We start from the raw sequence: 24,913 nt of genomic DNA on the forward strand, positions 1-24,913 counted from the left end.
CTATTGAACTTGTTTCGCTGTGATCATAGCTGATCTCTCAGTCAATGACAGCAGCATGTCATAAAATCCTACCTATCTTTTTTAGGAAAGATTGATAAGAAGTATATCCAAAAACAGGCTTCTGTAAAGATGCGATGAACACCTTTCTACAGAAGCTGGGCTTGTATATTTCTGTACAGCTTTGCCAAAATACTGTCTAAGCCGAGTTTGACCCAGTTTAGGAAGCGACTTACCTGGTTTACTGCCTGACTTGGCTCATATAGTCACCCCAAATTTGAGCTGCTTGAGCGCTACTGCCAGAAGTCGGTGTGTTGTCATCGTTTCCTAACCAAACCCCTGTAACTAGTTCTTGTCTGGGAATGTAGCCGATAAACCAGAGGTCTACGTTGTCATTCGTTGTCCCTGTTTTTCCAGCCTCACCTCGTCCTACGGCTGCTCCGCGTCCCGTGCCACTCTGGATCACACCCTGGAGCAAATCGGTCATTGTATCTGCGACTTGAGGGTTTATGACAGGTAAGTTAGATTCAGCATCCTGTGCGTAGTCGTAGATCACTCGGCAGGTGCTTAAGTCCTCAGGGTTGCCACAATCACTGCTGTCGAGGATACGACCAATCGTATGGGGACGGTTTCTTTGTCCCTGGTTGGCAAAGACGGCGAACGCGCCAGTCATTTCTAGCAGGGTCGCTTCACTTTGCCCTAAAACCAACCCAGGGACTGGATTAAGTTCAGAGTCAACTCCCATTCGCCGAGCGACAGACACTACGTTATCTAGCCCAACTTCTTGAGCAATTCGGAGCGCAACCGCGTTTTCAGACAGAGCTAAACCTGTGTACATATCCATGCTACCTGCACCCGAACGGCAACCTGCGAAGGTTTGACCACCCCAATCTAGAGGAGCACAGGAGTAGGACTGTCCGGGTGAAATTCCGCGCTCTAGGGCAGCAGCGTAGGCAAATACCTTAAACGTTGATCCGGGCTGTCGCAGAGCCTGACTTGCGCGATTAAACTGGCTTTCCTGGTAATTGGTGCCACCGACCAGGGCAAGTACCTCTCCGGTGCTGGAGTTGAGCGTGACGATCGCCCCTTGAGAAAAGCCATAGTTTAATCCATCGTTTCCCACTGCACCCTGAAGGCTAGTTTCCGCCTGAGCTTGAATTTGGGGATCAAGGCTGCTTTCAACGATGAAGTTTCCCTCTTGCGCCAACTCTGCCCCTAAAAGCGTCTCCAATTCGTTAAAAACTTGACCATAAAAGTAGGGCGCGATTGTGCTTTCCAGTTCTTCGATCGCCTCTGGATTAATCTCGATGCGCGATCGCCTGGCCCGCTGAGCTTCTTCCTGGCTGACCATGCCTTGAGCTGCCATGCGAGTGAGGATGCGATCGCGCAGTTCCACAGCGGCTTGATAGTCCTGAACCGGGTTAAAGCTGTTGGGTGCTGGCAAAATTCCTACCAGTGTGGCGGCTTCAGACAGCGTCAGGTCAGCGGCAGATTTTCCAAAATAAAACTGAGCCGCATCCTCAAATCCATAGTTACCGTTACCTAAATAAACCCGGTTTAAGTAGGTCAGCATGAGGAAATCTTTGCTATGGAAAGTTTCCAGCTTTAGCGCAACGATCGCCTCACGAATTTTGCGACCTGCCGAGTCTTCCCGCCCGACATATTCCTGGAAGATGCTGCGAGCAAGCTGCTGAGTAACGGTGCTGGCACCTTCGCGAATTTCACCGCTAGAAACGTTCGTCACCAAAGCACGCAGGATGCCGATTGGGTCAACGCCCAGATGCCAGTTAAACCGAGAATCTTCAGAGGCAATGACGGCATCTGGCAGATAGGGCGAAAAGTTGGATAGTTGCTCTAGCTCCAGGTGTGCCTCATTCCGAATCGGCTGTAGAGGGGTTTGACCGTCGCGGGCTAGAACAACGACCGGACCTTGAACCGATTCGGGCAGGGGGCGAACGGAGAAACGTTGCCATTCCACCCCAATCCACATCGCGACAAGAGCAGTTGCTCCGGTTAGTCCATATAGCCCATACTGCGCTGTTTTGATGTACCAGGGAGACGGATAAACGTATTGAACGCGCACAGAAGCCGCTAACTCTGGCGGCCCCAACGTAAAAACGTCGCCATGGCGCAGGGTCGTCTCGGTGACTCTGCGTTTGCCGCGATAGATACCATTAGTGGAGTTTTCGTCCTTAATCTTGAAAGCGGCGTTGCCCTGTTTGCTGTCACGCGTAAGGGAGAGGTGAATCTGGCTGATCACCGGATTTCGCACCACGATGTCGCAAGATTTAGAGCTGCGTCCCAGCAGGTAGCGATCGCCCAGCAGTGGATAAACCTCAGCTTTGTCTGCGTCTGCCTCCTGCACCCACAGTTCTGGTACCTTTGCGTCTGGCTTCAGCGCAAGTTTAGAAAAATCGACCCTTGCCTGAACAGTTTGCACAGCCTGAGTGATAGCACCCAGCAAAGTTTTTGGTGAATTGGGTGGTTTTTGAGGCGACTGAGGAGGAGTCATGCGACGTTAGGGCAAAAGTTATACAGAAGATAAAAACAGCTAAATCTGCGAGGGTTTCGGACTGCACTTCCAACCATTCTACTTGTTGTATCAGGGTGGGCAAATCCAAACTGCTCGGTGACGCGTATATCTTTCTAGATTGGCAAGGGTAAGTTGGCACTTCACCCTGAGGGAAGCAGCTTTGCGGCTGTTCCTCTGGTTTTTGCGTTCGTAGTCTAGCTTGTCGTGAAGCCTGTCGAGCCTAAATCAATTATTTGCTTACCTGCTGAGTCTAGAGGAGAACTGGATCTATTATGACGAAAGAGAATTTTTTGCTGATTGGACCTACTTCCCACCGCAGTATTTCTCGACGGGGTGTGCTATTTGGGGGAGCGCTCGCCGGAGTATCAGGCGCATTGGGGCTATCGGCTATTACGGCCCGCCCTGCTCAAGCTGGACGCCGCCGCGATAGGGAAGTTTTGAACGGCGCACTCTATTATGAGCACCAGGCAATTTGGGCCTATGGCTTTGCCGCAGGTGCTTTAAGTGACACTGAAGTCGGTCAGGCAGTTTTGGCACTGGCGCTGAAAAACCAGGCTGACCACATGGTTCACCGAGATACTCTAACATCAGTGATTACCAGCCTGGGTGGAACTCCCGTGATGGCTGAGGAAAGCTATGACCTGTCTTCTTACCTGGAAGCCGGAGAAGGTGCTTTGGACTCGGATGTGAATATTGCCAAGTTGGCGCTAGCGCTGGAAGTAGATGCGGCGATCGCCTATGCCAACGAAGTCGCTAAACTCGGTGCTCCTGAATTGGTGACGGCAGGTGCCAGCATTGGCTCTACCGAAACAGCCCATGCCACTGCAATTCGTGCTGCCTTTGTTTCCTTGGGCGTTGACATCCCCTACGTTCCTGCTCCGTTTGTCAGTGCAGACACTCGTGAAGCCTGGATTCTAAAGGTCTAACGTTGAGTTGCACCTAACCTCCGCGTAACTGGATTTCTACAGGAACAACGCTTCAATTTTTCTCTCCAAGATCAGGAGGCATACAGCAATGTATGTCTCTTTTTTTAACGCTAATTCTTTTCAAGTCCGGGTATTTTGAGCGCGCCCTGCGTACACGGAGCACTCAAAATACTCAGCTTTATACAAAAAAGCGTGAATGGCGATGCGACTTCGCCACGCCACCATTCACGCTTCAAAAAAGATTCATGCAGGAAGCCTGAAGGTAAGGTCATGAGATTTACTGAAAAATTGGGAAACCTTAGATGAAGAAATAAATCTATCTCCGGGATAGCCACTAGGATCTAAACGTCAGAAAATCTGTTTGAACGAGATTGCTTAGATATGGATTCTTCTCAGCCGACTTCCGCCGCTCAAACTCGCCAGACCCGCCAGCAGTTTGTCAACCCCGAAGATTACCTATCTTACGAGTTGGGTAAAGCCGTTCGCCAATTGCCGCCTCTTTACACGCGGCTGCTAGCCGGAAGTATCAGCATTTTAGTCGTAGGGGCGATCGCCTGGGCGCATTACAGCAGAGTAGATGAGGTGGCGGTTGCTCAAGGAGAACTGATCCCCTCTACTCAGGTACGTCCGGTGCGATCGCTCGAAGGTGGCGTAATCCGTGAGATCAAAGTGCAGGAAGGCGATGAAGTAAAACAGGGAGACATCCTGGTTGAGCAAGACCCCACCCTGTCTCAAGCAGAAGTCGATCGCCTGCAATCAGCCGCAGAGCTAGTTCGTCAAGATCTGGCTCGATTGGAAGCTGAGCGGACAGGTGAAACATCGACTGGCAATGCCGTGCAAGATCAGCTATTGGCGGCTCGGCTAGGAGACTTTGATACGCGTCGGGGAGCGGCGATCGCCGATGCAAATCGTCAAGCAGCGGCAGTGAATGAAGCCCGAACCCAACTGGCTCGACTGCAAGAAAATTTGATTAACGCTAGAGAAACGCTGGAAAATGCTCGTGAACGAGAAGCCAGTCTGCGTGGTTTGGTGGAGGGAGCCATTCCCCGATTTGACTATCTGGAAGCTAAAGATCGGCTGACCGAAGCCCAGGACCGAGTTGCCTCACTAGGGCAAGAAATCGCGGGTCAAGAGCAAGCCATCCAACAGGCACAGCAGGCTTATCAAGCGGCACAGCAGACTGCTGAAAGCCTGGAATCACAGCGGCGCAGTGAAATTTTGACTCAACTTACCCAACGCCAGGAAGAGTTGTCAAACATTGAAGGGCAGTTGAATGAAGCGACCATCAAAACCGATGGACAAACTATTCGTGCGCCTATTTCTGGCAGAATTTACAACATCGAAACGACACTGGCAGAACGCACCATTGAACCGGGTGAAGAAATACTGTCCATCTTGCCCGCAGGCGAAGACCTGATGCTAGAGGTCAAGGTGCTGAATCGGGACATCGGTTTTATTGAGGAAGGAATGCGGGCAAAGATCAAAGTCGCAACCTTCCCATTTCAGGAGTTTGGCACGATTGAGGGCGAAGTCATGCAGGTTAGCCCCAACGCCACACTCGACGAAGACTTGGGTTTGGTTTTTACGACACAGGTCAAGTTAAACCGCACTTCTGTGGCTGTGCAGGGCAAGCCCGTTGAGTTGGTTCCCGGCATGGCTGCCACCGCAGAAATCGTGACTCGCCAAAAATCAGTCCTGACATTCCTGATTGAGCCTGTGACTCGTCGCTTTGACGAAGCCTTTTCAACTCGTTGATGGGGTCTTGATGCGATCGCCGACATCCTTAAGCAGCGCAAGACCTAACCGATTAAGCAATCTGCAAGTGCCTGTCGGTTTGAGAATAATTTTCCTGGCGCTGCTTCGGCTATTTCCGACGCGATCGATTGGCGTATTTTAGTTTTCCTAAAGCTTACTGGGAAATAAACCCAGTCAACAGCAAGGGCAATAGCAACAGCCCCACCACAATCGCTGTTAACGTAACAGCGTCCACTCTAATGATGTTTTTGTCTTCGTTCTGATTTGAATTGCTCATATTAATATCTCCATAAACTAGATTTAACCAACAGCTTAACGAGAAATTTTATGTAGGGGCGATTCGCGAATCGCCCCTACAGGTAGGCAGGTTAAACTCCTAGCGCTGCGGCTGAGGTGAAGTGCCTCCGGGTTCTGGCAGGCGGGGACGAGGCTCATAGGGCATGGGAATGTATTGCACACTGGGGCGACCGCCGCGTGGCTGAGGATACAGATCCATCAGTTGATAAATTGAGGTGGGCATATCGGTATTGATCGGCAAACCCATTTCTTTGGCTTCTTCGACCGTGATCGGATAGTCGTGAGTGACACGCCCCGTGGTAATTGCTTCAATGATCGAATCTATTTTTTCAGGCGAAATTTTCCTTTTAGGCACTTCATCTTCTAGCAAGGTGCGGACAAAACGCTGTACCTGAGCAATCGCCTTTTGAGCAATATCCGCCATAATCAGCGTCTGGTCATCCACCTCACCGATCGGCTTGTCTTGCCTGACCCGCAAAATGCTAGCGGCTGGAAAGTTACCTAACTGGGGATCAACCGGCCCCAGCACCGCATTTTCATCCATCACAATTTCGTCAGCCGCCAGTGCCAGCATCGTGCCGCCACTCATAGCATAGTGCGGCACAAACACCGTCACTTTAGAAGGGTGACGAATCAGCGCTCTAGCAATCTGCTCAGTTGCCAGCACCAAACCTCCGGGCGTATGCAGAATTAGATCGATCGGAGTTCCGGGCGGAGTCAGGCGAATTGCCCGCAAAATTTGTTCTGAATCTTCAATGCTGATAAAGCGCGAAAGCGGAATTCCCAACAGGTTAATAGATTCCTGTCGGTGAATCAGCAAAATAACGCGACCACCTCGTTGCCGTTCAAATTCTTTCAGTGCCTGCATACGTCGCAGCTCGACGGTTTGCCGCTGCCACGCAGGTTGAACAGAGGCGATCAGTAGCAAAATCCAGAAAATGTCGGAAAAGTTAAAATTCATGGGAGCAGTGATGAAGTGAGAGGCTATTCTTCGTAACTGTGATTCGTTGCAACTATGGGTAGTAACATCTGCCTCATTGTTTCATTGCAACCGTTTTTGCTGATCTACCTTTAGAAGAATAGACCGCCGCAGAATAGGCAACACTCACTTCAAGCCTCAGCGTTTATGATGCAAAGAAGTTCCGTTCAATCTGTTGGATGATTTCTGCTGTGTGGTCAAGAATTTCCTGGCGAAAGATGCTGGTGGTGCTGCTATCGGTGGTGGCGATCGCCCTCAGTTCATGCAGTCTCAACTCGTTCAAAACCGAAGCAGCCCAGGTTCCACGAATTGTAGTCAGCAGCCTCAGCGACCCCAAAACCTTTAACCCAATTATTAACACCGAGTCCAGCGACGTCCTGGCTTACATCTACGAAGGGCTACTCTCCCAAAACGGGCTAACAGGTGAGCTAGAACCGGGAATTGCAGAAAAGTGGGACATTTCAGACGACCAGCAAAGCATTATTTTCACCTTGCAGGAAGATTTGAAATGGTCTGACGGCGAGCCTTTGACGGTAGATGATGTCGTCTTTACCTACAACAGCATTGTCTTCAACGAAAAGGTCCCCAGCAGTGTTCAAGACATCTTTCGGATTGGCGAGACAGGAGCTTTTCCAAGCGTTAGGAAACTAGATGAGCGTCGGGTTGAGTTTCGCTCTCCTGAACCCTTTGCGCCCCTGCTACGGTTTGCGGGGTTGGGCGAAATTTTGCCTCAACACGCCTTGCAGAACTCCATAGAACAGACGGATTCAGAGGGCAATCCTTTCTTTCTTTCAGCTTTGGGAACAGATACCCCTCCAGCTGAAATTGTGGGCAGTGGTCCTTACTACATTGCGAACTATGCGCCAACTCAACGGATTGTGCTAGAGCGAAATCCTTATTACTGGCGTAAAGATGCCCAAGGTAACCCGCAGCCCTACATTGAACGAGTTGTGCTTGAAATTGTTGAATCAACGGACACTTCTCTAATGCAGTTTCGTTCGGGGGGATTAGACGTTGAAGCCATTCCGCCGGAATACTTTGCGCTGACCAAACGAGAAGAAAGAAGGGGTAATTTCACTATTTATGAAGGTGGCCCAGCGCTCAGTACAACCTTTTTGACATTCAACCTGAACAAGGGCAGCCGAAATGGAACACCTTTGATTGATCCGGTTAAGTCACGCTGGTTTAACTCACTGGAGTTTCGACGGGCGATTGCCTATGCAATCGATCGCCCCACCATGATCAACAACATTTACCAGGGGTTGGGCGTTCCTCAAAACTCCCCCATTTACATTCAAAATCCTTACTACTTGTCGCCAGAGCAGGGCTTACCCACCTACGAATACGATCCAGCTAAAGCAAAAGAGTTACTCGAAAGCGCCGGATTTAAGTACAACAGCGCAGGGCAACTGCTGGATGCAGAGGGCAATCGGGTGCGCTTTAACCTGATTACCAATGCTGGAAATAAAGTGCGTGAAGCGTTGGGATCACAATTTAAGCAAGATTTGTCCCAAATTGGCATTCAGGTTGACTTTCAGCCAATTTCATTCAACACCTTGGTAGATAAGCTCGATAACAGCCTTGATTGGGAGGCACTGATATTAGGCATTGGTGGAGCCGGGATTGAGCCAGATGGCGGCAGAAATACCTGGTCGGTCGATGGCAGACTCCACGTCTTCAACCAGGCACCCGCACAAGGGCAAACTCCTATCGAAGGGCGTGAAGTCACAGATTGGGAATTAGAGATTAGTCGGCTTTATGTTCAGGGCGGTCAAGAACTGGACGACGAAAAGCGCAAAGTCATCTATGGGCAAACCCAGCGCTTGGCACAGGAATATTTGCCGTTTATCTATTTAGTTAATCCGCTGTCTTTGATGGCTGTGCGCGATCGCATTGAAGGCGTAAAGTATTCTGCATTAGGCGGTCCGATCTGGAATCTCTACGAACTTCAAGTCACTGAAAATTAAGTTTTCTAGCTCAATGTTTTTTTCTGTATTCTCAAAAATTTCTCTACGTCAAGCAAGCCTGGTGCTGCTGTCAGTGGTAGCGATCGCCCTCAACTCATGCAGCCTCGATCGCTTCAAAGCTGAAGCCACTCAGGTTCCTCAAATGGTTGCCTCCGTTGGCACTGATCCCTCTACCTTTAACTATGCGCTCAACCAAGCAGCTCCTAATGTATTTGGCTACATCTATGAGGGCTTGATTACCAGTGATGGCATGACTGGGGAAATTATTCCGGCTCAAGCAGAATCGTGGGAAGTCTCAGACGACAACTTGAGAATTACGTTTACCTTACGCGAAGGGCTGAAGTGGTCAGATGGGGAACCGCTGACAGCAGATGACGTAGTTTTTACCTTCAACGACGTTTACCTGAACGAAGAAATCCCGGCTCCCACGCGAGACGTACTGCGAATTGGCGAAAGCGGGGCGTTACCGACTGTGAGAAAGGTGGGCGATCGCCAAATCGAATTTGTCTCCCCCGAACCCTTTGCGCCCCTTCTGCTCTACGGGGGCGGCGCACCTATCTTGCCAGCCCACAAACTGCGTGAAGCCGTTGAAACAAAAAATTCAGCCGGGGAACCGTTATTTCTCTCCACTTGGGGCACTGGTACCGACCCTGGAGAAATCGTCGGCAACGGACCCTATGTCATGGTCAGCTATTCCCCCGCAGAGCGGGTCGTCATGCGCCGTAACCCCTACTACTGGCAGCAGGATGAGCAAGGCAATCCTAAGCCTTATGTTGAACGGTTTGTCTGGCAGATTATTGAGAACACCGACACAGCCCTGCTCGAATTTCGCTCCGGTGGCTCCGATCTAATTGAAATCTCAGCCTCCACCTTTCAACTGCTGAAGAAAGAAGAAAACAGAGGAAACTTCAGTATTTATCAAGGCGGTCCAGACACCAGTGCGCTCTATTTCTGCTTCAACTTGAATCAAGCCAGCCGTAATGGACAACCAATCGTTGACCCAATCAAATCGCGCTGGTTCAACACCTTGGAATTTCGTCAGGCAGTCGCTCATGCGATCGATCGCCCCACGATGATCAACAACATCTTTTTGGGATTAGGTGAAGCTCAAAATTCCCCAATTCCAGTGCAGAGCGTCTACTATCTTTCTCCACAGGAAGGCTTAAAAACCTACGACTACAATCTAGAGCAAGCAAAAGAGTTACTGACCAGTGCAGGATTTCAGTACAACAGTGCAGGTCAATTGCTGGATGCAGAGGGCAATCGAGTTCAATTCACCCTTCTAACCAATTCTGGCGGCAGACGAATTGCAACCATCGGTGCTCAAATCAAGCAAGACCTGGCTCAAATTGGGATGCAGGTCGATTTTCAGCCAATTGACTTCAACACTCTGATTAACCGACTGGGCAATACCTTTGAGTGGGACGCTTACCTAGGGGGTATCACTGCAAGCACTGAACCTCACGGCTGGTCAGCAGTTTGGGCTTTAGACGGCAGCTTGCATACCTTCAACCAGGCACCTACCGCAGGGCAACCTCCCGTTGAGGGGCAACAGTTTGCCGATTGGGAACGCGAAATCGCTAACCTTTATGTCAAAGGGTCACAGGTTTTGGATGAAGCTGGACGCAGGGAAATCTACGCTCAGGCTCAGCAATTAATGCAGGAACACCTGCCATTTATCTATTTGGTTAACGCCTTGGACATGGCTGCTGTTCGCAATACAGTCCAGGGCATAGAGTATTCTTCTCTAGGCGGACCTTTATGGAATCTGCCTGACCTCCGAGTTGCTGAGAATTAGCTGGGCTAGGATTGGGGTAGCCCGCGTCCATTGACTATCCAGAGTTTGTTGATGTCTGAGTGTCCTCGTTGTCATCAGCCCGTTGAAGTGCAGGCGATCGCCTGCCCCCACTGCCGCTTGCCGCTCAAAGCCTTCGGGCATCCCGGTATCCCCCTACATCGTGCAGACGGGGGAGACTATCTCTGTCCAACCTGTCTTTATCATGCCGATGACACCTGCAACTTTCCCCAGCGTCCCTATGCTAAGGACTGCACACTCTATGTTGACCAGTCCCAGCAGATTCGGCAGGTCACACCCTACAAGCCAAAATGGACTTCTCTAGCAAGAAGCTGGTTTAGTCGCAACGCAGTTTGGTTCGTTGTAGGAACGATTCTACTAATTAGTATCTTGATTGCTCTGTCTTGATACTTTCTGAGTCGATTTCCAGGGAGGATTTGGAAGGTCCAATCTGTCTTTTAAAAACATCTGTTGTCCAAAAATAGTAGAGGAGCTTAGCATTCGGGCAAGAGTCTTCGGGCTATTTCATAGCCCGTCTGCCGAATGCTAAGCCCCTACGGGGATTTTCTCTGCTTATACCGTTTCTATGTGCAGCCTTAAAGAAGGTTGGTATTGCAGGGGTTACTGCTACTTGATTGCAGCAACAACCTCTCCTTCCAACTTCGCTTTTGCGTCTTGAAACTCTTTGCCTAAAGACTTCAGTTCGTCATCCTCCATGCATTCTCGGACGGCTTCAAAGATTTCACTTTCCTCTTCTTCGACGTGATGCTGAACTGCTTTTTTAAGCTGCTCAATCTTCGTCTTGAACTGGTCATCACTGGGGCTCATTGTCTTAATTTCTTCTAGAAGAACTTCTGCTTCTTCATGTTCTTCTTCTGCCTCTTCAATGAATTCAGCAGTTTCATCATATTCCCGCATAGCTGGATAAAAAACCAGCTCTTCAGCTTTAGCGTGTAGATTCAATTCCTTGTAGATTTGAGTCAAACAGTCGTAGGTTTTCTTGGAGCTTTTGCTTTTTTCCAGTTCTTCAAATAGCTCTTCAACCTTACGGTGATCAGCTTCAATCAGTGTCAAAATGTCTTTTGCCTTAGCCATGATGTTCTCCTATCCCAAAAAGTTATGAAAACTGTTTCATTTTTTTTAATCAGGTTTTGAGCCCGACTCTCTCAGATCATGGCACGGGAAATTTTTAGACTCATCACTCTTCTGACTGAGTCAAGAATCTACTAGATTTTAGAGAAACAATTCAGACTTTGGAGGTAGAAGAAATTAATCTGATTGAATTCGAAAATTAAGCAAAATAACTTAGTGAAAGACAGATTAAGGAAGCGCTTGAATACTTGGATAGTAGAAAGTATTCACTAAAAAAGCGTGGCATTTAGACGAAAACTCTTGGACCGTTCCAGAGTTTATCTGCCAAATGCCACGCCCTTATACATACCTATAGCTGAATGCTTTTTCCTTAGCGGTTTGCACTCAACTTTGCTTTTTGAATGGAGTTTTCTTTTTTGCTTTAGCTTTTTCTTTTTCGTAGTCCAACTCCCGCAGCTTCTTCATAATGCGGTTGAAATATTCCTGCATATAAGCTTCTAGAGTAGTGATCTCTTTGGGCTCAATTTCAAATACTTCGTAAGTGCGATCCATTGAAGCCTGTAGTGGCTTACCGGTGGCGATGACTTCGGTGAAGGCAAGGCGATCGGACAAGTTCCAACCCCATTGGAAAAATCGAGCAATTCGGCGGACAGCCCGCAGCAAGCCGATGGGCATTCGAGACACTTTTGCTTCTTGCCCAGATAGCCGTTCACAAAGGCGAATGATTTCGTAAGCTCCCCACGCACGTGAACCTACAACCGGAAAAGATTGGTTTGCGGTTTCGGGAACTTTGAGCGATTGCACCGCAAACTTGGCGATGTCTTGGGTATCCATGTAGGCGATCGGGGAGGTGTCACCCATCACCCAGACAGACTGGCGTTCCAAGATGGGGATGGCATATTGACCGATTAAGCCCTGTAAAAATCCGCAGGGGCGCAGAATGGTGTAGTTCAATCCTGATTCAGCCAGGAAGGCTTCGGTACAGGACTTGATCTGCATCAACGGCACATCAGGATATTTTTCTGCATCCAGAATTGAGAAAAAGATGAATCGTTCGACGTTAGCTGCTTTTGCTGCCTGAATCAGGGATACTTTGCCTTCCCAGTCAACCTGACTGATGCTAAGTGAATCAGTCGGACGGGTAGTTGCAGCATCAATAACAGCCGTTACCCCCTTGAGTGCGGCAGTAATACTTTCAGGATCACGCAAGTCTCCCTTCACCAGTTCAGCGCCCCATTCCTTCAGGAAGGCCGCTTTCTTAAAACCTCGAACGAGACAGCGCACTTCGTATCCCTCATCGAGGGCGCGACGGGTCACTTGTCTTCCCAAGGTGCCAGTCGCACCTACGATCAATAGGGTCATGAGAGATTCAATAAGAAGATCATTAACTTTTTATAAGATTATCAGAAACTACTCATTTATTCCGCATTCATTTGCCTGGGGTGATGAATTGGCAATCGCCAGATTAGAAGCATAGCTCTTTGTCTCAGTAGACAGCGATGATTCAACTCTCAGAGCGATCGCCCTCCTGTATAAAGCTGATAGGGTAGGTATAGAGTAGGGACTGTCCTCCGACAGTTGCCCTTGTTCTTCCTTTTGTACTCTCTATGGCTATCTCGGATTCTTCTACGGCTAAAACACCGAAGGCAAAGTTATCTCAGGCAGACCGCGATCTCAACTGCACGGTTCAGCATCCAGTTGATTTGAGCAATGTTCGCAATCTGCATCGAGATATTCTCAGTGTTGAAAAGTCTCAGCGGATGGCGGAGTTTTTTAGCTTGCTGGGAGACGCAAACCGTCTTCGGATTTTGTCTGCTCTGGCAATTCAAGAGCTATGTGTATGCGATCTGGCGGCGATCGTCAAGATGAGCGAGTCAGCCGTTTCCCATCAACTGCGGGCGTTGCGGGCGTTGCGGCTAGTCAGCTATCGCAAGCAAGGGCGAAATGTTTTTTATTACCTGAAAGATAGCCACGTTCTGAATCTCTACCACGAAGTGGCTGAACATCTGGATGAGCCAGAAGAATAGCTTCAATTTTAGAAATAAGTACCTTAGATCTGAAGTTAAGTTGCCTATGAGATCCGATGCTGTTTTAGAGAATTTTGGTGAACAAAACGTCTGTGGGGGCCGGTTTAGCAATAATGCCGTCAGCCAAGGGCAAAGATAGCAAAACCTGCCCCCACCAGAAGATAAAGTTCTTTTCTACAAGATCTCCTTATTCTTCGCCGCCTTGAATTCTCAGCAGCAGGAACCCCATTCCCAGTCCTACCAGAATTAGGGTAGAAGCCAATATTGCAGCATTAAAGATTTCGCCGTTCACTCAAGTTCTCCTGTATGCAGATGAATCGGATTTTCAAACCTATCTGAAGTATTCTAAAGCAGTTTGTAGCCATGTTTCTCACACCTACAATTCCAGTTTCCAGTACAGCGGCTCCGCGTCCTCGATTGGCGATCGCCCTGGGTGATCCGGCAGGCATTGGGGCTGAAGTTGTATTAAAAGCGCTTGTCGATCCAGCAACAACAAACTGTGATGTGACTGTGATCGGCAGTCGCAGACTATTACAAAACACTTACGAAACTTTACAGAAGTCCCTAATTTTTCAGGGGCAATCAGGTAACGATTTAGCAGATCCGCAAAACTTAACCATCTTGGACGTGCCGCTAGCTGAGTCGACCGAGCAGCAGATTGTACTGGGAACGGGCAATGCGGCGAGTGGTGCAGCCGGGTTTAGCTTCTTGGAAACGGCGATCGCCCACACACTAGCAGGAGACTTTCAGGGCATTGTCACTGCCCCGATCGCCAAATCTGCCTGGAAGGCGGCTGGACATCATTACCCAGGGCAAACCGAACTGTTAGCCGAACGGGCAGGGGTTGAGCGATTTGGAATGCTGTTTGTGGCGCGATCGCCCCATACGGGTTGGCTACTGCGAACGCTGCTGGCAACAACCCACATTCCACTACGACAGGTGCCCGATGCCCTCTCGCCTCAACTGATGACCGCAAAGTTAGACCTGCTGCTGCTGTGTCTGCGGCAAGACTTTGGCATTGTTCAACCGCGAATTGCGATCGCTGGGCTCAACCCTCACAGTGGCGAACAGGGGCAATTGGGGCACGAAGAGCAGAACTGGTTAATTCCCTGGATCAAAGAAATGGGCGATCGCTATCCTCATATCCAGCTGGAAGGACCCGTTCCACCTGACACCCTCTGGACGCGTCCTGGTCAAGCCTGGTTCGGGACTACTCAATCGTCAGCGCATGATGCATACCTGGCGCTTTACCACGATCAGGGGCTAATTCCGGTCAAGTTAATGGCGTTTGACCGAGCCGTCAACACCACCATTGGGCTACCGTTTGTCCGCACTTCTCCTGATCATGGCACGGCCTTTGATATTGCTGGACGAGGGGTTGCAGATGCGACCAGCATGAAAGCAGCTTTGCAACTGGCAGCAGAGTTAGTACAGCAACGCACCACTTTGTATCAAAGTCGAGCAGTTAAGTTTAAGAATAGTATCAGTTCTAGCAAAAGCAAGCTTTGAGGATCTAGAGTTAACGAGTTTTCCAGGGCATAGGCTGAGTTAGTCGGACATACGACTTAGGGAAGAAATAGCAATCACGCAATTAAATCAGCTAAACCCCCTAATCCATCTCTACAAACCATTAGGGGCTTTTCGTTAGATTACAGGAGAAGGGGAAAATGTCAGGACTTGATGACTTCCGTAATTTTTATTAATATAATCAGATAGTGTTTAGCTTGAAGATAAAAAAGATTCAGTATAGAGGGCTACAAAGTCAAGAGCTTGCTAGCTGAGCTGTTCAATTTTGTCTATTAATTTTGCCTTAATACGGCAATCTTCCACTTTTATTCATTTTTCGGTCAAAGCTCTCGGTCGTCACAGTTAATACGTTGGTAAAGCAGAGGGTGAATCAATGCTCCAATCCATTCAATACTCCATGGACTTCATTCGGGATGAAGCTCGTCAACTCGTTCAACAAGGAGTGATCAGCCGTCATCAGCCCATTTATGTTCTTTGCCAGTACATTCCCGCCCGGGAGTGGACTTGGGTTGAATGTGAGTTAGAAAAAAGCAGCTTTCTGCTCCGCGATCGCATTGGTGATCTGCTGGGGCGGGAAGATTGGGATAACGATTAGTCACAAAGCGAAGCTACAAAACAATCAGTCACCCTGACACGCGCTTGGCGATACTAGGCGATCGCCAGTGCAGCAAGTGTCAAAGTGAGTCCAGAATGAGCGTCAGGGACTTTTCGAGACTAAGATGGTGAATCTTGCTCTCGTAGTCTCTCAAGCTCTGCCCGAATCGCAGCAATTTGTGCAGTCAGCTCTTCTAAATCAAGCTGCACATCGGGTGGAGCGGCCGTTGCCGTACTGGAACTGTTAGGAGTGCTAGGGGTATCGCTGGAGTTTGTTTGAGCAGCGCGTTGAGACAAAATTGTGTCCACAAAGTTTCGTGCTTCTTGCTCCGTCATCTCACCTTTTACGGCCCATTCTTCAGTGAGTTGACCTAGTTCAGCTCTTAGCCTGTAAAGGTTTTCGTCACGACGTTGCGGATCTTGCAAGGTTTCAATTAATGATGCAGTCGCGCCCAGGGTAACGCGAAATCCTTTTTGGACAATTTGGAGAAGAGTGTCTGAGTTCATTAAGGTTTTTAGAGGCTAGGCGTTCTGTTGCCCCGATTCTACGCTTTCCAGTGAGGCGATCGCAATTGCCGGGGGCTTCCGATCCTGGCTGCGCTGGTTCACTGCTGTTCTAAATATTGGTTGATATCTTCGATCAGACGCGTCAACTCGGCTTCTGTGCTGAGACGAATTCGTTCATCCCGCAGCGTGATCAAAACTTTTGCTGAAAAAGGGCTAGACCATATATTGGGGTTGCAAAAGATTTCTAAAAAGACATCTCCGGTATATTGGTATTCCATTGGTTTTTGGGGATTAGGCTTCCCCCCGCCCGAAGTAGCGTGAGAGGCAGTGGCTCTGAGGCTATCCATTAGAGTGGCGATCGCCGCCTGAAGCGCTTTTGCTGCCTCTGGTGAAAAGTTAAACGAAACAGATCCCTCAACAAGATTCAGCCTGAGTTGGGAAGACATACAGCACTCCTCAATAAGTTAGTTATTAATAGGTCAAAAGATAATTGCAGGCAGAACTGTAGGGTGTGTTAGCGCAGGGAACACTATCAATCTTGCAGCATCCTGCACTGCGCTCAACACTTGCTCAAAAGCCCCATTTGCGTCGTCCGCCCACATCAAGGTGAACAATATGTCTGCGGTTGCCAGGGTAGACTCCCACACCGCCTGGCCACCAGGACATCACCGCATTTGCAACCTGCCGCCCAGAATATCCAGCAACAGAAATATCTGCAGCTCTGCCGCTTAAGTGCTGACTGTTTCTCACCCCACCCACCCGAGTGTTATAGGGCTCGGGGCGATACCAGGATGTAATTCTAAACGGTCTACCAATCTGGTTTCTGGCCCGCTGAAGCTGCCTTGCTAGAGCCAAAATGTTACTGACTTCTTGAGTCGTTTTAGGAATACGAGTGCCGCTTTTAGTCGCTTCCCCCCAAGTAAAGCTACCCCCCGGAATAATGGGTTGATCGGTGTAGAAAGTACTCTGGTTGCCAGGGAGTTTAAAGCTTCTCCCTTGAAATGGTCGGGGCGCTCCTGCTCCAGGGCTTGGTGTAGGCGATGGGGTAGAACTGGGAACTTGAGGAATGGGGTAGACCACATCGTTGTCAAACTCGACATGGGCGTGCTGTTCGTAGACAAACCAGGAACTCAACCCTCGGATGTAGTCTTCTTGGTTTTCTAACGCAAATTTAATGTGATTGTTAAAGTCTCCCTGAGCATTGGCATAGGCATAGGACTGAAGCTCAAAAGACGCACCTTTGGCGATCGCCTGCACTTCTTCAGCACTCAACTGCCCTGATTGAAGGGGACGACGCTTAAAGAGTGTATTTTCTGTCACTTTCAAAATAAAGCTGGCTGCCTGCTCTTCTTGCGGATAGACCACCTTGCCATCAAACTCAACCTGAGCATGGCGATTGTAAACATACCAGGTGTTCATACCGCGAATGTAATAAGCTTGATTGGCGATCGCAAACTTGATGTGACCATCAAATTCTCCGTTTGCATCGGCGTAAGCATAGGATTGAATTTCTAACGTAGCACCCGCCGATACGCTGTAACTTTCCTCTGTTTCTAGCTCTGAAGCCGAAACGGGACGACGCTTAAAGACGGTGTTTTGGGTCACTCTTAAGACCTGACGCACCATAGGATGATCCTCACTAAAACGGTTATTGGGGTGATATTTTTGGCATCACTTAGGTTCTTTTCAAAAGCGGAATCTAAGCTGCGACTGCCTTGAATTCAATAGCCTTGAGACTAAATAGCCACGTAGCTCAAATCCTAATTTAATGACATTCAGCTTAAGCTCCTTGTCTATCGTTTATCTCAAGATGCCTAAATTTGAAGTCTGGCCGCGTAATGACTATTTCGCCAGATGAAATTCGCCTTTCGTCAAATACTGTCATGAATTGAGTCGGGGAGGCTGATAGTCTTCAATCATACAGTTGCTTTTAACCGTTTGAGCAACCGTTTGACCTGCTTAAACCGCCAGAATTCGCGCTCATCAATCTCATACCGTTTCTAGATGTAGCTTCAAAGAGGATTGTTGTAATGTTCAGTTGCCCTTACACAGAATTTAAGAAATTGGAAAGATAGTTTTTTGTACACAATCTGTTTTTCTTGAGATGCCGTGATTTCCGTGTGATTTTGGTGAAAAGCATTATTGAAGTGAGACAAAGCCGTGGACTACCGCGCTCAGGTGCGTCGAGTATTGCTGATCACATTGCTGCTTAACCTGCTGGTCATGTTGATTAAAGCAGGAGTAGGTTGGTCGACAGGTTCACTCAGTTTGATTGCAGATGCGCTGCATAGCGTCACTGATAGTGCTAGCAATGTTTTAGGACTAATCGCCAGTAGATTTTCTTCACCTCAACCCGACCGGGATCATCCCTACGGACATCAAAAATTTGAAGCCGTCGGCGCGCTAGGAATTGCCGCATTTCTAGGAATTGCCTGTTTTGAAATTTTGCAGGGAGCGGTCGAGCGGATCTTTGCAGGTGGGCAAGCCGTAGAACTGTCGGCGATCGCTCTGTGGCTCGTGTTGTTTGTATTAGGAGTGAATATTTTTGTTGCCTTTTACGAGCGGCGGGTAGGGCAACGGTTGGGTAGCAATATTCTGATTGCGGATGCTCACCACACCATGAGCGACATCTGGATCACCATCACAGTTTTGGTGAGCTTGTTGGGCGTTTGGTTAGGCTACCAATGGCTGGATATTTTCTTAGCATTTCCAGTGGCGCTGCTGGTGTTTCGCAGTGGGTGGATGGTGCTACGAGCAAACTTACCCTGGTTGGTGGATGAAATGGCGATCGCCCCAGAAGCAATCTACCAGGTCGTGATGCAGGTACCCGGTGTGATCAACTGTCACGATATTGCTTCTAGAGGTCTATTAGGACGGCAAGTGTTTATGGAAATGCATTTGATCGTAGATGCTGAAGACGTAGCCGCAGCCCACCAAATTACAGAAGCCGTAGAAGCCCATTTAGAAGAGAGATATGGCCCTGTTCGTATTAGCATTCATGTCGAGCCACCTAACTATCAGTCCAGCCAGATTAGCTACAGCAAAGAGTGAAAAATGGAGGTTTGGATCAATCCATACGCCTATAGGCAGAGGAAGACCGATAGGATAGAGAGAGAAGTTTAAGGGGAGAAGAAACGCATGGATTTGGTTTCGCTTCAGGGATGGCTTGATAACGCCTCATTTGCCGTTCTGTTTGTCACCATGCTGCTTTATTGGGGCGGTACGGCGTTTCCCCGAATTCCCTACCTGGCAATTTTAGGAACGGGGGGAATGGCGATCGCCAATCTTTGCATCGCGACCCTTCTAGCCTCCCGTTGGATCGAAGCAGGTTATTTTCCCCTCAGCAATCTGTACGAGTCACTATTTTTTCTGGCATGGGGCATTACTGCTGTGCATCTGGTGGTGGAGAACTCGAGCCGCAGTCGCCTCGTTGGTGCCGTAACGGCACCTGTGGCGATGAGCATTACGGCTTTTGCAACGCTGACTCTACCCTCTCAAATGCAGAACGCTGAGCCATTGGTGCCTGCTCTCAAGTCAAACTGGCTAATGATGCACGTCAGCGTCATGTTGCTGAGCTATGCCGCGCTACTGGTTGGGGCACTGCTGGCGATCGCTTTCCTGGTCGTCACTCGCGGTCAAAACATTGAACTGCGCGGCAGTTCTGTCGGGACGGGAGCCTATCGCGATTCGCGCCGTCAACTCCGCAAACCCAGTGAAGCTAACCAGATGGCAGTCGTAGTTGCTGAAACGACCTCAGCCATCGAGAGTCAGGCTGTAGGCGGCACGGCTGTATTAGATGCTGTAGCAACCTCTGCTCCTGTTGCTACTGAACCTTTGTCTCCTCAACGCTTGAGTTTGGCAGATACGCTAGACAACATTAGCTATCGCACCATCGGATTAGGATTTCCGCTGCTTACGATTGGCATTATTGCTGGAGCCGTTTGGGCAAACGAAGCCTGGGGGTCTTATTGGAGTTGGGACCCGAAGGAAACTTGGGCGCTAATTACCTGGCTCGTTTTTGCAGCTTATCTACACGCCCGGATCACTCGGGGTTGGCAGGGTCGCCGTCCCGCGATCCTTGCAGCATCAGGCTTTGTCGTGGTCTGGGTCTGTTACCTGGGAGTCAATATCTTAGGGAAGGGCTTACATAGCTATGGTTGGTTTTTCTAGGGTTGCTCGTGGGTTATGACGCATGACCTGGACAGCAATTCATGCGTCAGTGCATCAAATCATTCGGGCTAGAGGTTTGTTGCAGAAGGGTCAACATCTGCTAGTAGCGGTTTCTGGTGGACAGGACTCACTATGTCTGGTGCGGTTGCTGCTCGATTTACAGCCTAAATGGAATTGGACATTGGCGATCGCTCACTGCAACCACCGCTGGCGATCGGATTCCTCAGCGAATGCAGATTACGTTGAGCAATTAGCTCAACAGTGGCAAGTTCCCTATTTTGGGGCGGTGGCGATCGCTCCACCTAAAAGCGAAGCCGCAGCACGAGAATGGCGCTATGGGGAGCTTGCTGAAATTGCAAGAAAACACGGTTATAGTGCCATTGCAACAGGGCATACGGCTAGCGATCGCGCTGAAACATTGCTCTACAACCTGATGCGGGGCAGCGGTGCAGATGGGCTGCAAGCCCTGATCTGGCAGCGAGAGCTAAGTCCTGGGTTGCATCTTGTCCGACCGCTGCTCGAAATGACCCGGGCTGAAACAGCCCAGTTTTGTGAAACGGCTCAGCTTCAGGTTTGGCAAGATGCAACTAATCAGGATCTACACTACGCCCGCAACCGCATTCGCCGGGAACTGTTGCCTTACCTCAAAACTCACTTCAACCCCCGAATTGAGCAAGCGCTATCGCAAACGGCGGAGCTACTGCGAGGCGACATCAATTATTTAGAAACAGCTACTACTGCCCTGCGACAGCAAGCAACCGCACTAAAGCCTTCCGCATCAAACCAGTCCCCTTCAAAGGAAGATTGCTCAGAGCATCGACTCAACCGATTGGTGTTAAAGTCGGCTCACCCAGCCCTTCAGCGGCGAGTCATGCGGCAATGGCTGCAACAGGTTTTACCCGAAGCCCCTAACTTTGACCAGATCGAAAAGCTCACTGCACTTATCTCTGCGCCGAATCGCACTCAAACAGACCCTTTTCCTGGAGGAGCGATCGCGGTTGTCCGGGGAGACTGGATCTGCCTGCACACTAGCAATTCATCAAACAATCCACAAAATGGCTGCTTATGAAGTCGCAAACTCTGGAGTCGGATTGCTCGTCAATTGCTCAATGGTTTGCTGCATTTCTGCGATCGCCTGAAGCTGATAGTCGCTGGCTTCCTGGAACTGGGCGGTGAGGTTGGCGATCGCCTCCAGCTTTTCCTTTACGCTATTGAGGTTGTCCTGAGTCGGTTGCAGCGTCTCCTGATATAAGTTGACCCTACCCCACAGTTCTGCTGCCTGAGCTTTTTGGGTCTGCCACTGCTGCTCTAGCTGCTTGATTTCATTGCGCTTTAGCTCTTGTTCACCCGCCTGATGATCAACAGCGCCCTGAGCTTGCTCAATTGCCGTCTGAATCTGCTGAATCTGTTCCTGAAGTTCTTTTAAGTCCTCTGCTTGCTGCTGCCGTAGCTCTTCAAGCTGTGTGATAATCGGCTCTAAATTCAGATTCCCTTCCCCAGAAGGCGAGTTTTCTACCGTTTTACCTTGGCGACGGTCTAAAACTGTTTGGTGTTGCTGCAGCACCTGTTCTCGGTCTCGATAGTTACGCCGCTGACCAACCAGCGTTTCATTCAACATCTTGTAGCGATCTTGTTCCTCGGCTAGTTCCGTTTCTAGCGCCATTCGGTCGTACTCACTAGCCTGCTGCATTCGTTCTTTGAGGGCGTCGATCGCCTCTTGTTGCAGCGTCAGTTCCTCTTCCTGCCCGTTAACAAACCGAAAAACCTTTTCTAAATCTCGCTGCAAATCTTGTACAACCTTTTGCAGTTCGTCAATTGACATTTGCTCCAGGGTATCAACGTCAACCCTAGTTCCAACCAAGACCTTGTCTGATCCTTCTGCAATTCGGCAAATCTGCCGATGCAGATCGTCCTGGTTTTGCGATCGCACCATCAGCGCTTGTGCCTGTGCCTGCTTCAGCGTCAGTGCATTTTGCTGCACCAATAGCTCAGAGCGCGATCGCTCCAAAGCATCCTGCGCCTCATGCCAAGCCTGCCAGCGATTTTGAATATCTGGAGTCTGCTGGTCTACTTCCAACTGAAGCTGCTGAGCCGAATTGCGCTGTTGCTCCAGATTTTGCCAGTGATGGTCGAGCGTTTGCTGATACTGAGAAATTGCCTCAAAAGAAAAGTTGAGCTGTTCCCGCACAGACTCCGTTGGTGCAACCGCTCCGGACAATCGACTCAACAATTCTTGGATGTGTAGAGCCTGTTCTTCATCCAGTCCGACCGTCTGCTGTAGCTCTGCCTGACGCTCCTCCAGCCTATGCATCTCTCCGTGCAGCTGCGCCCACGCTCCCTCTAGCTCCTGGTTCTTGCGGTCAAACTCTTCCCGCAGTCGATTCACTTCTTCACGGGTTGCTTCAATTTCTTGCTGCTGCTGCTCTAGCTTCTCAAACTCTTGCTCCATCTGTTCGAGCTGTTCGCGGCGGGTTTCCATCTCCATCTCTCGGAGATTTAACTCCTGGCTCTGGTAAGTAAGAGACTGCTTCCACTGCTCAATTTCTTCTTCCTGGGTTTTAAACTTCTCTTGTAAACGCGAGAAGTTTTGCAGAATGCTAACGAGCTGGCGACCTGCTTCACTATGCCGCTGCACCTGCTTGCCATTGGTCAAATCCACCATGACCAGTGCGCCCGCGTTGTATCCAGCGTCATCCGGTGCTGGAATGATTTCATCTCCCGATACGGCAGTCCAACATTGCTCAGACCGCTGACAGGCTAACAGCTTAAACTCAGCCTTGCCACCTCCAATCACTCTAGCCTTTCTCTGTACTTCTGCCAGATACAGCACGCCGATAATCCCCTTCCGTGTCTTAGCTTGATTCTGTTTCTATTAGCTTATTTGCGAACTCAGCTATCCAGTCTAGTTGGCTTAAATCTAGTTGGCTCAAATTCGATTGGTTTAAATCTAAATTAATTGAATCCAGTTTAAGGAGACAACGCTAGCAAAACAACCTGCTATAGCAATTTCTATAGCAATTTCACTGATTCAATTTCGCTTTCGACACCACAGTGACACCTAAACTCCACCAGATTTGTTACAGCAACATTGCCAAACTGAACCAAATAGCACCCCTGGAATCCATCAATGGTATCGTCACTTTAGGGCGGATTGCCAACAACACTGCTTCTTTTCTGATTGATCTCATTAAAAGGGAACTGAAACTTCTAAGAGGAAGTTATAGTTATATGACACATATTGCACCCTTGCCGAGTCAGTTGCTTTAGGATTGCAGTGATTGCCACAGTCAGTTACTTGGAAGTTGTGAAAGTTAGAGCGATCAGGTAGGCAAGCTTGACCCAGGTTTAGGCTGTTTTCAGGAGAGCATTTTGGCTACATGCAGGGCAAGTTGAGCGAAATCGATATCCGCAGCATTTTACAGCTCGTTGAGTTGGGTCAGAGAACGGGTGAGCTGTTTGTGGAAGCGTATGGAATGGGAAGCATTGTGGGCGATGCGGTCGGTAGCTCTGCCTTGCGACGTGCCTCTAAACGAATGAGCGATCGCTCCTGGTTTGTTTTCTTCATCAATGGTCAAATCATCTACGCTGGCGACAGCGGCGGTAATCTAACTCGGCTGCGCGACCATCTGCGGCGCTACAAAAAAACAGATAACGTCCTTGATAACATCAGCGTTTCCTCAATTGCTACCGTCAACGCACCTGAATATGGACACCTCTGGGCACTGCTAGAAAACCACATTCTCACACCCGCTCAGGGACGCAGCATCATCCAGAGCATGGTGCATGAGACCTTGTTTGATCTGCTCAGCTTTCACCAAGGCTCTTTCATTTTTGAAATTGGACCCGCCCTCTCTCCTCAACTCACCACCCTGGAGATTGGTCCGCTGCTGGTCAAGATTATTAAACAGGTGCAGGAATGGAAGCAGTTTCATCCTCACATCCAGTCGCCGGATCAGTGCCCTGTAATTTCAGACCCTACGCAGTTGCGTGAAGCTTTGAATGAGAATGCTTTCAAAATGCTAGGCAGATGGGTAGACGGGAAGACCTCCATCCGGCAAATGGCGCGCTACCTCAATCGGGACATTCTCACCGTTGCCAAAGCTATCTATCCCTATGTACAGCAAGGGCTAGTGCAGCTCTTGCACCTCACTTCAGAAGAATCTCTGTTTGGCAGACGTAACTTTGACCTGCAGCAGCAAGACAAGGTGCCTCGCATTGTTTGCATCGATGACGGAGCAACAATCCGCAAAGCAGTGGAATTTATCTTGAACGAGCAAGGTTATGAAGCCACTGCGATTAGCAATCCAGTTAGGGCGCTGAGTCTAGTTTTTCAGCTAAAGCCCGACCTGATTTTGTGTGACATCGCCATGCCAGAACTAGATGGCTACGAAATTTGCGCCATGCTGCGTAAGTCTACTGCATTCCGGCAAACCCCCATCGTGATGCTGACGGGCAAAGAAGGCTTTATTGACCGGGTAAAAGCCCGCATGGTAGGAGCAACGGACTATTTGACGAAGCCGTTTGGCGAAAATGAATTATTGATGCTGGTAGAAAAATATGTTGGGTTGGGGTATCCCGATCGCCCCCGCCCTGATCGCCTTCTCGCAGAAGCCTTGGAAGATGAGCTAGAAATTGATATTCCTTCCGCTTCTACTTCATCAAAACCTTAAGGTTAAATCCAGTTAATTATGATAAGGAGTACTTTACTTAATTTGATTAGACTCCAAGGTAGATTACAGTAGTTCTT

23 protein-coding genes are annotated in these 24,913 nt (G+C 49.2%); 13 read left to right on the forward strand and 10 right to left on the reverse strand.

The genetic code is table 11. The annotated features are described in order from the left end of the window. Positions 1–238: 238 nt before the first annotated feature. Positions 239–2,509, reverse strand: a complete 2,271-nt coding sequence (locus H6F93_RS16815; protein ID WP_190682919.1) for a transglycosylase domain-containing protein — start codon at positions 2,507–2,509, stop codon at positions 239–241. Between the two features lie 293 nt (positions 2,510–2,802). Here H6F93_RS16815 and H6F93_RS16820 point away from each other — a divergent pair, with 293 nt between their 5' ends. The 3 genes from H6F93_RS16820 (at position 2,803) to H6F93_RS16830 (ending at position 5,353) form a co-directional block, all read left to right on the forward strand. Further along, positions 2,803–3,456 carry a DUF4439 domain-containing protein gene (locus tag H6F93_RS16820; RefSeq protein ID WP_190682922.1) on the forward strand — a complete coding sequence of 218 codons (654 nt, stop codon included), beginning with the start codon at positions 2,803–2,805 and terminating at the stop codon, positions 3,454–3,456. Between the two features lie 381 nt (positions 3,457–3,837). After that, complete coding sequence (locus tag H6F93_RS16825) at positions 3,838–5,211, forward strand: HlyD family type I secretion periplasmic adaptor subunit (protein ID WP_190682925.1); 1,374 nt, start codon at positions 3,838–3,840, stop codon at positions 5,209–5,211. Continuing rightward, complete coding sequence (locus tag H6F93_RS16830; RefSeq protein ID WP_190682927.1) at positions 5,186–5,353, forward strand: hypothetical protein; 168 nt, start codon at positions 5,186–5,188, stop codon at positions 5,351–5,353. The genes H6F93_RS16825 and H6F93_RS16830 overlap by 26 nt, the downstream gene beginning before the upstream one ends. Before the next feature lie 12 nt (positions 5,354–5,365). Here the strand turns inward: H6F93_RS16830 and H6F93_RS34690 are convergent, their stop codons facing one another. After that, positions 5,366–5,488 (reverse strand): hypothetical protein, encoded by a 123-nt coding sequence (locus H6F93_RS34690; RefSeq protein ID WP_277882860.1) that lies wholly within the window; start codon positions 5,486–5,488, stop codon positions 5,366–5,368. 99 nt (positions 5,489–5,587) lie between these two features. Continuing rightward, a complete protein-coding gene (locus H6F93_RS16835) occupies positions 5,588–6,469 on the reverse strand; it encodes an SDH family Clp fold serine proteinase (RefSeq protein WP_190682930.1) in 882 nt (293 codons plus the stop codon). A gap of 197 nt (positions 6,470–6,666) precedes the next feature. Here H6F93_RS16835 and H6F93_RS16840 point away from each other — a divergent pair, with 197 nt between their 5' ends. Genes H6F93_RS16840 through H6F93_RS16850 form a run of 3 tightly spaced genes read left to right on the forward strand, consistent with a single transcriptional unit; the run spans position 6,667 to position 10,657 of the window. Then, a complete protein-coding gene (locus tag H6F93_RS16840; protein WP_190682933.1) occupies positions 6,667–8,454 on the forward strand; it encodes an ABC transporter substrate-binding protein in 1,788 nt (595 codons plus the stop codon). 13 nt (positions 8,455–8,467) lie between these two features. After that, positions 8,468–10,252, forward strand: a complete 1,785-nt coding sequence (locus tag H6F93_RS16845) for an ABC transporter substrate-binding protein (RefSeq protein WP_190682936.1) — start codon at positions 8,468–8,470, stop codon at positions 10,250–10,252. A 51-nt stretch (positions 10,253–10,303) separates the two neighbouring features. Next, positions 10,304–10,657, forward strand: a complete 354-nt coding sequence (locus H6F93_RS16850) for a zinc ribbon domain-containing protein (protein ID WP_190642117.1) — start codon at positions 10,304–10,306, stop codon at positions 10,655–10,657. A 219-nt stretch (positions 10,658–10,876) separates the two neighbouring features. Here the strand turns inward: H6F93_RS16850 and H6F93_RS16855 are convergent, their stop codons facing one another. After that, positions 10,877–11,344, reverse strand: a complete 468-nt coding sequence (locus H6F93_RS16855; RefSeq protein ID WP_190682939.1) for a hemerythrin domain-containing protein — start codon at positions 11,342–11,344, stop codon at positions 10,877–10,879. 381 nt (positions 11,345–11,725) lie between these two features. Beyond that, on the reverse strand, positions 11,726–12,703 hold the full coding sequence (locus tag H6F93_RS16860) for an SDR family oxidoreductase (RefSeq protein ID WP_190682942.1): 978 nt from the start codon (positions 12,701–12,703) through the stop codon (positions 11,726–11,728). 245 nt (positions 12,704–12,948) lie between these two features. On the opposite strand from H6F93_RS16860, the gene H6F93_RS16865 reads away from it, so the two are divergent. Then, entirely contained in the window at positions 12,949–13,368 is a 420-nt protein-coding gene (locus H6F93_RS16865) for an ArsR/SmtB family transcription factor (RefSeq protein ID WP_190642120.1), read from the forward strand. A 187-nt stretch (positions 13,369–13,555) separates the two neighbouring features. Here H6F93_RS16865 and petM read toward each other — a convergent pair whose 3' ends face one another. Next, a complete protein-coding gene (gene petM, locus H6F93_RS16870; RefSeq protein WP_190642121.1) occupies positions 13,556–13,660 on the reverse strand; it encodes a cytochrome b6-f complex subunit PetM in 105 nt (34 codons plus the stop codon). A 71-nt stretch (positions 13,661–13,731) separates the two neighbouring features. On the opposite strand from petM, the gene pdxA reads away from it, so the two are divergent. Both pdxA and H6F93_RS16880 read left to right on the forward strand, forming a co-directional pair. Beyond that, positions 13,732–14,877, forward strand: a complete 1,146-nt coding sequence (gene pdxA, locus H6F93_RS16875; RefSeq protein WP_190682946.1) for a 4-hydroxythreonine-4-phosphate dehydrogenase PdxA — start codon at positions 13,732–13,734, stop codon at positions 14,875–14,877. 391 nt (positions 14,878–15,268) lie between these two features. Then, positions 15,269–15,490, forward strand: coding sequence for a DUF4327 family protein (locus H6F93_RS16880; protein WP_190682948.1), 222 nt, complete (start codon positions 15,269–15,271; stop codon positions 15,488–15,490). Between the two features lie 119 nt (positions 15,491–15,609). Here H6F93_RS16880 and H6F93_RS16885 read toward each other — a convergent pair whose 3' ends face one another. From H6F93_RS16885 to H6F93_RS16895, 3 genes are all read right to left on the reverse strand, one after another. Beyond that, positions 15,610–15,996, reverse strand: a complete 387-nt coding sequence (locus H6F93_RS16885; RefSeq protein WP_190682950.1) for a hypothetical protein — start codon at positions 15,994–15,996, stop codon at positions 15,610–15,612. A gap of 98 nt (positions 15,997–16,094) precedes the next feature. Further along, complete coding sequence (locus H6F93_RS16890; RefSeq protein ID WP_190682953.1) at positions 16,095–16,442, reverse strand: hypothetical protein; 348 nt, start codon at positions 16,440–16,442, stop codon at positions 16,095–16,097. 124 nt (positions 16,443–16,566) lie between these two features. After that, a complete protein-coding gene (locus H6F93_RS16895) occupies positions 16,567–17,622 on the reverse strand; it encodes a YcbK family protein (RefSeq protein WP_190642126.1) in 1,056 nt (351 codons plus the stop codon). Between the two features lie 534 nt (positions 17,623–18,156). Here H6F93_RS16895 and cdf31 point away from each other — a divergent pair. The 3 genes from cdf31 (at position 18,157) to tilS (ending at position 21,235) form a co-directional block, all read left to right on the forward strand. Beyond that, positions 18,157–19,047 (forward strand): CDF family zinc efflux transporter Cdf31, encoded by an 891-nt coding sequence (gene cdf31 / locus H6F93_RS16900; RefSeq protein ID WP_347277313.1) that lies wholly within the window; start codon positions 18,157–18,159, stop codon positions 19,045–19,047. 87 nt (positions 19,048–19,134) lie between these two features. Next, positions 19,135–20,166, forward strand: coding sequence for a c-type cytochrome biogenesis protein CcsB (gene ccsB, locus H6F93_RS16905; protein WP_190682956.1), 1,032 nt, complete (start codon positions 19,135–19,137; stop codon positions 20,164–20,166). Between the two features lie 22 nt (positions 20,167–20,188). Next, positions 20,189–21,235 carry a tRNA lysidine(34) synthetase TilS gene (gene tilS / locus H6F93_RS16910; protein ID WP_190682959.1) on the forward strand — a complete coding sequence of 349 codons (1,047 nt, stop codon included), beginning with the start codon at positions 20,189–20,191 and terminating at the stop codon, positions 21,233–21,235. On the opposite strand, the gene hmpF is transcribed toward tilS, so the two are convergent. After that, a complete protein-coding gene (gene hmpF / locus H6F93_RS16915; RefSeq protein WP_190682962.1) occupies positions 21,230–22,996 on the reverse strand; it encodes a pilus motility taxis protein HmpF in 1,767 nt (588 codons plus the stop codon). The two genes, tilS and hmpF, sit on opposite strands and share 6 nt — an antisense overlap. Positions 22,997–23,543: 547 nt before the next feature. Between hmpF and H6F93_RS16920 the strand changes: the two genes are divergently transcribed. After that, on the forward strand, positions 23,544–24,836 hold the full coding sequence (locus tag H6F93_RS16920; RefSeq protein WP_190642130.1) for a response regulator: 1,293 nt from the start codon (positions 23,544–23,546) through the stop codon (positions 24,834–24,836). The last annotated feature ends 77 nt before the right edge of the window (positions 24,837–24,913 follow it).

It is taken from the genome of Leptolyngbya sp. FACHB-671, from assembly GCF_014695745.1.
Lineage (GTDB): Bacteria > Cyanobacteriota > Cyanobacteriia > Elainellales > Elainellaceae > JAAUTN01.

What these genes read in the sequence shown, in the direction of transcription:
- pdxA (WP_190682946.1), top strand. Translation starts at nt 13,732, where the DNA reads ATGTTTCTCACACCTACAATTCCAGTTTCCAGTACAGCGGCTCCGCGT.
- H6F93_RS16815 (WP_190682919.1), bottom strand. Translation starts at nt 2,509, where the DNA reads ATGACTCCTCCTCAGTCGCCTCAAAAACCACCCAATTCACCAAAAACT.
- H6F93_RS16845 (WP_190682936.1), top strand. Translation starts at nt 8,468, where the DNA reads ATGTTTTTTTCTGTATTCTCAAAAATTTCTCTACGTCAAGCAAGCCTG.
- H6F93_RS16860 (WP_190682942.1), bottom strand. Translation starts at nt 12,703, where the DNA reads ATGACCCTATTGATCGTAGGTGCGACTGGCACCTTGGGAAGACAAGTG.
- H6F93_RS16820 (WP_190682922.1), top strand. Translation starts at nt 2,803, where the DNA reads ATGACGAAAGAGAATTTTTTGCTGATTGGACCTACTTCCCACCGCAGT.
- H6F93_RS16880 (WP_190682948.1), top strand. Translation starts at nt 15,269, where the DNA reads ATGCTCCAATCCATTCAATACTCCATGGACTTCATTCGGGATGAAGCT.
- H6F93_RS16890 (WP_190682953.1), bottom strand. Translation starts at nt 16,442, where the DNA reads ATGTCTTCCCAACTCAGGCTGAATCTTGTTGAGGGATCTGTTTCGTTT.
- H6F93_RS16855 (WP_190682939.1), bottom strand. Translation starts at nt 11,344, where the DNA reads ATGGCTAAGGCAAAAGACATTTTGACACTGATTGAAGCTGATCACCGT.
- H6F93_RS16865 (WP_190642120.1), top strand. Translation starts at nt 12,949, where the DNA reads ATGGCTATCTCGGATTCTTCTACGGCTAAAACACCGAAGGCAAAGTTA.
- H6F93_RS16920 (WP_190642130.1), top strand. Translation starts at nt 23,544, where the DNA reads ATGCAGGGCAAGTTGAGCGAAATCGATATCCGCAGCATTTTACAGCTC.
- H6F93_RS16895 (WP_190642126.1), bottom strand. Translation starts at nt 17,622, where the DNA reads ATGGTGCGTCAGGTCTTAAGAGTGACCCAAAACACCGTCTTTAAGCGT.
- ccsB (WP_190682956.1), top strand. Translation starts at nt 19,135, where the DNA reads ATGGATTTGGTTTCGCTTCAGGGATGGCTTGATAACGCCTCATTTGCC.
- H6F93_RS34690 (WP_277882860.1), bottom strand. Translation starts at nt 5,488, where the DNA reads ATGAGCAATTCAAATCAGAACGAAGACAAAAACATCATTAGAGTGGAC.
- tilS (WP_190682959.1), top strand. Translation starts at nt 20,189, where the DNA reads ATGACCTGGACAGCAATTCATGCGTCAGTGCATCAAATCATTCGGGCT.
- H6F93_RS16835 (WP_190682930.1), bottom strand. Translation starts at nt 6,469, where the DNA reads ATGAATTTTAACTTTTCCGACATTTTCTGGATTTTGCTACTGATCGCC.
- H6F93_RS16885 (WP_190682950.1), bottom strand. Translation starts at nt 15,996, where the DNA reads ATGAACTCAGACACTCTTCTCCAAATTGTCCAAAAAGGATTTCGCGTT.
- H6F93_RS16850 (WP_190642117.1), top strand. Translation starts at nt 10,304, where the DNA reads ATGTCTGAGTGTCCTCGTTGTCATCAGCCCGTTGAAGTGCAGGCGATC.
- H6F93_RS16825 (WP_190682925.1), top strand. Translation starts at nt 3,838, where the DNA reads ATGGATTCTTCTCAGCCGACTTCCGCCGCTCAAACTCGCCAGACCCGC.
- H6F93_RS16840 (WP_190682933.1), top strand. Translation starts at nt 6,667, where the DNA reads ATGATTTCTGCTGTGTGGTCAAGAATTTCCTGGCGAAAGATGCTGGTG.